The following is a 4,383-nucleotide window of genomic DNA, read 5'->3' on the forward strand; positions in this document are numbered from 1 at the left end:
GGGCGAGGCGATCGGCGCGGCACTCGCGGGCAGCGGCGCGCGCGGCTCGGGCTCGGGCTCGGGCTCGCGCGGCAAGCGGGCGAGCGGCTCGACGACCCCGGCCGAGTAGACGTGGGCGGGATGCTCGGGCGCGACTCGAGCATCCCGCCCCTTGTCGGTCGGTTCGCTGACGCGCCGCTCAGGCGTCGAAGTCGAGCCGCATGACGCGGCGGCGCTTCGTCGGCTGCGCGACCTCGGTGAAGCCCGCCGCGACGAACGGGCCCACGGGGCCGACGCTCAGCTCGTCCCAGGTGATCTCGGCGCCGCCCGTCACCATCGGGTAGCCCTCGACGGCGTGCGCTCCCTGCGCGCGGGCGTGCGCGGCCGCGGCAGCGACGAGCGGGTAGGTCAGCCCATGGTTGCGGAACCCACGGCGCACGACGAGGCACGCGATCGCCCACACGCCGTCGTCGTCCTTGTCCTCGCGGCGGCCGGCCCACGGCACGGGGGAGTTGCGGAGGCGGCGGTAGGCGGGGCGGGCATCCACCGCGACCCAGCCGGCCGGTTCGTCGTCGACCCAGGCGACGAGACCGACCGTGCGGGTGGCCCGCGGGTCGTCGCAGCCGGTGGCCTCGCGCAGGATCGTGGCGCGCTGGTCGACAGGAGCGGCGTACCAGTCGTGGTCGCCGAGCCGCTGGCGCGTGCACTGGCAGCGGCCGGCGGTGCCGGTGAGGATCAGCTGCAGCTCGTCCCAGCTCGCCTCGTTCGCCGGGGCGATGCGCAGCGCAGCAGTCATGCGCCGAGCGTACTCAGCGCGCGACGAGCGACTGCGCGGCGGCGTCGAGGGCGCTGCCGACGACGCGGAAGTACGCCCACTTGCCGCGCTGCTCGCGCTCGATGAGACCCGCCTCGGTGAGGAGCTTCATGTGGTGCGAGACGGTGGGCTGGCTGAGGCCGACGGGCTCGGTGAGGTCGCAGATGCACGCCTCGCCGCCCTCGCTCGCGGCGATGATCGAGACGAGACGTACGCGCGTGGGGTCGCTGAGCGCCTTGAACACGCGTGCGAGCCGCTCGGCGTCGGGGGCCGTGATCGCTCCGTCGGCGACGATCGTGCAGCAGGCGGCGTCGGTCTCAGCAGTGGCGGACGCCGCGGTCGCGTCGGCGGGGGCGGTCTGCGTCGTGCTCATGGCGGGCTCCGAAAATTCGTATTGACAAACTTCGATACATCGAACAATCTCGATACATCGAAGATACTCGATCTGAGGAGTCAAGGGTGAACGAATCCGTCGTCGTCATCGGCGCGGGCCCGCAGGGCCTCGCCGCCGCGGCCCACCTGCTCGAGCGCGGGCTCGAGCCGATCGTGCTCGAGCAGGGCTCCGGCCCCGCCGCGTCGGTCTCCGAGTGGGGGCACGTGCGCCTGTTCTCCGAGTGGCCCGAGCTCGTCGATGCCGCGAGCGCGCGCCTGCTCGCCGCCGCCGGCGTGAGCGCCCCGACCTCCGGCGACCCGTTCGGCGCCGAGTGGGTCGCCGACTACCTCGCGCCGCTCGCGGCCGCGCTCGGCGACCGCGTCCGCTACGGCGCGCGCGTCACGGGCGTCGCCCGCGCCGGTCGCGACCTGCTCGTCGACGCCGGCCGCGACGCCGCCCCGTTCGTCGTGCACGTGCGCCGGGCGGACGGCACGGAGGAGCGCATCGTCGCGACGGCCGTGATCGACGCCTCCGGCTCCTGGGCGACGCCCAACCCGGCCGGCGCCGACGGCCTGCCCGCACTGGGCGAGACGGCCGCGGCGGCTGAGGGTCTCGTGTCCTACCGCATCCCGACCCCCGACGAGGTGGCGTCGCTCGCCGGAGCGCACACGGTCGTCGTCGGCAACGGTCACTCGGCCCTCGGTGCGATCGTCGCTCTCGCGCGCGTCGTCCGCGAGCACCCGGGCACGCGCGTCACCTGGGCGCTGCGGCGCGACGCCGTCGGCGACGCCTTCGGCGGCGGAGGCGCCGACCGGCTCGCCGCCCGGGGAGCCCTCGGCGTCGCGGCCCGCTGCGCGGTCGAGGAGGGACTCGTCGAGCTCGTCACGGGCTTCCGCACCGCCTTCATCGACCACGCGGGCGACGACGTCGTCGTCATCGGGGAGGACGGCCGCGCCCTCGACCCCGCCCGCCGCGTCATCGCCCTCACCGGCTTCCGGCCCGACCTCGGCATCCTCTCCGAGGTGCGCCTCGACCTCGACGGGCGCCTGCAGGCGCCGCGCCTGCTCGCCGCCGAGATCGACCCCAACATCCACTCGTGCGGCACCGTGCGCGCGACCGGGGCCGCCGAGCTCGCCCACCCCGAGCCGGGGCTCTACATCGTCGGCGTGAAGTCGTACGGTCGCGCGCCGACCTTCCTCGCCCTCACCGGGTACGAGCAGGTGCGCTCGGTCGTCGCTGCGCTCGCGGGCGACCACGAGGCGGCGCAGCGCAACGAGCTCGTGATCCCCGAGACGGGCGTCTGCGGGGGAGCGGGCCTCTTCGACGAACCGGCCGACGCGAGCGGTGCCGGCGGATGCTGCGCGCCGTCGCTCGCGCCGGTCGCCTTCGGGCGCATCCCCGTCGCCATCATGGCGTGAGCGGGCGGTGAGCGGGCACGGGCGCCTCGTCGCCCTCTCGCTCGGCCAGCTCGTCAGCTGGGGGGTGCTCTACTACGGCGTCATCGTCGCCGGGTCGCGCATCGCCGAGCAGACGGGCTGGCCGCTCGCCCTCGTGACGGGGCTGTTCTCGCTGGGGCTCGTCGTGTCGGCTCTCGCGGGCATCCCGATCGGCCGATTGCTGGATGCCCGGGGCCCGCGCTCGGTCATGACCGCGGGCTCGGCGCTCGCGGCCGCCGGGTTCGTCGTCGTCGCGCTCGCGCCGACGCCCGCGATCTTCGCCCTCGGCTGGGTCGTGACGGGGGCCGCGCAGTCGGCGGTGCTCTATCAGGCGGCGTTCACGGTCGTGACGCGGCGATACGGCGAGCGACGGCGGGGCGCGCTCACGGTCGTGACGATCGCGGGCGGCCTGGCCTCGACGGTCTTCGCGCCCCTCATCGCCGGGCTGCTGACGGTGCTCGACTGGCGCGGGACGTTCCTCGTCCTCGCCGGGATCCTCGCCGTCGTGACGATCCCGATCCATGCCCTCGCGCTCGAGCGGTCGTGGCCGTCGCGCACGCCGCTGACGCCGCAGTCGCTGCACGAGTCGTCGCCGGGCGGTCCGGTGCGGGCGGTGCTGCGCACACGGCGGTTTTGGATTCTCGAGCTCGCGACCCTCGCCGTGAGCGGCTCGATCCTCGTGGTCACGCTCGCGGCGATCCCGCTCTTCATGGAGCGCGGCCTGAGCTTCGAGCTCGCCGCCCTCGGCATCGGGCTCCTCGGCGCGGGGCAGCTCATCGGTCGGCTGATCTTCCTCGCCGCGCCGCGGCTGCCCGTCGCGAGGTCGGGGCCGCCGTGGCGTGCGCTCGCGGCGACGGGCGGCCTCGGGGCAGTCGCGCTCACGCTGCTCGGCGTGCTTCCCAGCTCGGCGTGGCTGCTCATCGGGGCGGGCGTGCTCGCGGGGGCCGTGCGGGGCGCGCAGACGCTCGTCGTCGCGTCATCGGTCCCCGACCGCTGGGGCACGCGTCACTACGGCGCCCTCCACGGCGTCTTCGCCGCGCCCGTCACGATGGTCGGCGCGCTCGCACCGGTCATCGGCGTCGTCGTCGCGCAGGGCCTCGGGTCGTTCGCCGCGATGGCGCTCGTCATGGCCGGGATCGCTCTCCTGGGAGCGATCGTCGCCCGCACGAGCTGAGGGCGACTGCGGCGCCCGGGCTCAGCTGCGATTCGTGCGGCGCTTGATCCAGCCCCACGCGGCGGTGGCGGCGAGAAGGACCAGGCCGATGAAGGCGAGCCAGAGCAGGCCCTCGACGACGAAGCCGATGACCGCGAAGACGGCCCAGAGGACGAGAAGGACGATGATGAGAGTTGTCATCTGATCGACCGTAGCCGAGGGGTGCGGATGCCCGCCAGCGGGCCGCACGGGCGATACCCAGCCGCCCCCGCGCATCCGCCGCCCTCTCGCGTCGCCTCGGCGGCATCGGGCCGCGCCCCGCCGCCGATAGAATCGGGGATCGTGTCCAAGGTCCTGACTTCCCTGCCCGTCGGCGAGCGCGTCGGCATCGCCTTCTCGGGAGGTCTCGACACCTCCGTGGCCGTCGCGTGGATGCGCGACAAAGGCGCCATCCCGTGCACGTACACCGGCGACCTCGGCCAGCCCGACGAGCCTGACGTCGAGGCCGTGCCCGGCCGCGCGAAGGAGTACGGCGCCGAGATCAGCCGTCTCGTCGACGCGAAGGCCGCCCTCGTCGAAGAGGGCTTCAGCGCTCTCGCCTGTGGCGCGTTCCACATCCGTTCCGGCG

6 protein-coding genes are annotated in these 4,383 nt (G+C 74.6%); 3 read left to right on the forward strand and 3 right to left on the reverse strand.

All coding sequences use genetic code 11. From position 1 onward, the window contains the following. Positions 1–178: 178 nt before the first annotated feature. The gene (locus tag Q7T15_RS05600) at positions 179–775 is read right to left on the reverse strand and encodes a GNAT family N-acetyltransferase (RefSeq protein ID WP_304694132.1); all 597 of its coding nucleotides are present in this window, start codon (positions 773–775) and stop codon (positions 179–181) included. Between the two features lie 13 nt (positions 776–788). Further along, positions 789–1,166, reverse strand: a complete 378-nt coding sequence (locus Q7T15_RS05605; RefSeq protein ID WP_304694134.1) for a helix-turn-helix transcriptional regulator — start codon at positions 1,164–1,166, stop codon at positions 789–791. Between the two features lie 86 nt (positions 1,167–1,252). Here Q7T15_RS05605 and Q7T15_RS05610 point away from each other — a divergent pair, with 86 nt between their 5' ends. Beyond that, positions 1,253–2,584 (forward strand): NAD(P)-binding domain-containing protein, encoded by a 1,332-nt coding sequence (locus Q7T15_RS05610; protein ID WP_304694136.1) that lies wholly within the window; start codon positions 1,253–1,255, stop codon positions 2,582–2,584. Between the two features lie 7 nt (positions 2,585–2,591). Then, positions 2,592–3,776 carry an MFS transporter gene (locus tag Q7T15_RS05615; RefSeq protein WP_304694138.1) on the forward strand — a complete coding sequence of 395 codons (1,185 nt, stop codon included), beginning with the start codon at positions 2,592–2,594 and terminating at the stop codon, positions 3,774–3,776. A 21-nt stretch (positions 3,777–3,797) separates the two neighbouring features. Here the strand turns inward: Q7T15_RS05615 and Q7T15_RS05620 are convergent, their stop codons facing one another. Further along, complete coding sequence (locus Q7T15_RS05620) at positions 3,798–3,956, reverse strand: LPXTG cell wall anchor domain-containing protein (RefSeq protein WP_304694140.1); 159 nt, start codon at positions 3,954–3,956, stop codon at positions 3,798–3,800. A 141-nt stretch (positions 3,957–4,097) separates the two neighbouring features. Here Q7T15_RS05620 and Q7T15_RS05625 point away from each other — a divergent pair. Further along, positions 4,098–4,383 (forward strand): argininosuccinate synthase domain-containing protein (locus Q7T15_RS05625; protein ID WP_304694142.1); only part of this gene is annotated, 286 nt, incomplete at its 3' end.

The organism is Microcella sp., from assembly GCF_030645145.1.
Classification (GTDB): domain Bacteria; phylum Actinomycetota; class Actinomycetes; order Actinomycetales; family Microbacteriaceae; genus Microcella.